At 49.0% G+C, this 1,034-nt stretch carries 1 pseudogene; it reads right to left on the bottom strand.

The features are described 5' to 3' along the window. Positions 1-1,034: pseudogene (locus tag BBROOKSOX_RS11570) on the bottom strand (hypothetical protein); the annotation flags it as partial.

Raw genomic sequence — 1,034 nt, 5'->3', positions numbered from 1 at the left:
TCAGCTTTAAGGGCGGCAAAGGCATATCCATTTGAATAAATCTTGGCATAGCCTTTGTCAGTGGGTGCGTCTTTGCCGCCACTCTTTGAGTCGCCCCACGCTTTGATTAAGCCATCGGCTTTAAGGGCGGCAAAAGCTCTCTCACTTGAATAAACATTGATGTAGTCTTTGTCAGTAGGTGCATTTGCACCTCCATTCCCTGAGTTACCCCACGCCTTGATTGAGCCATCGGCTTTAAGGGCAGCAAAGGCATATCCATTTGAATAAATCTTGACATAGCCACTATCAGAAGGCGCACCTGCACCTCCACTCTCTGAGTTACCCCATGCCGTGATTGAACCATCGGCTTTAAGGGCGGCAAAGGCAACCGCAGTTGAATGAATCTTGGTATAGCCTCTACCAGAGGGTGCACCTGCGCCTCCAGAATCTGATTTACCCCACGCCTTGATTGATCCATCGGCTTTAAGGGCGGCAAAAGCTTGTCCATTTGAATAAATCTTAGCATAGCCACTATCAGAGGGTGAAGCTGTGTTAGGTATTACACCCCATGTTGTGATCGACCCGTCGGCTTTAAGGGCAGCAAAGGCTTGCGCAGTGGAATAAATCTCGGTATAGCTGCTACCAGAAGGCGCACCTGTGCCTCCAGCATACGGATCACCCCACGCCGTGATTGAGCCATCGGCTTTAAGGGCGGCAAAGGCGCCCCTATTTGAATAAATCTTGGTATAACCACTACCAGAAGGCGCACCCGTGCCTCCAGTATGCGGACTACCCCACGCTATGATTGATCCATCGGCTTTAACAGCGGCAAAGGCGGCAAAGTTAGGATAATTTGGCGCATCATAATGCCACCCACCAAAATTATTCAGGGCACTAGAGAAATCCACCTCAGCAAAGCGCAAAGGATCAACACCCATAACCTGAACTTCTGCTAGAGAGAGATAGTCACTGTCAAGCAACTGGATTCTAACATAGCGACCTTGTTTGCCTGATGCGTCTAATTGAATGATTTTTCTAGGATTGGGTGCAACATG

The sequence above is a fragment of the bacterium endosymbiont of Bathymodiolus sp. 5 South genome (genome assembly GCF_900128535.1).
GTDB lineage: Bacteria > Pseudomonadota > Gammaproteobacteria > PS1 > Pseudothioglobaceae > Thiodubiliella.
Note: the sequence above shows the minus strand (reverse complement) of the source record. Positions and strands in the feature narration are given on the sequence as shown.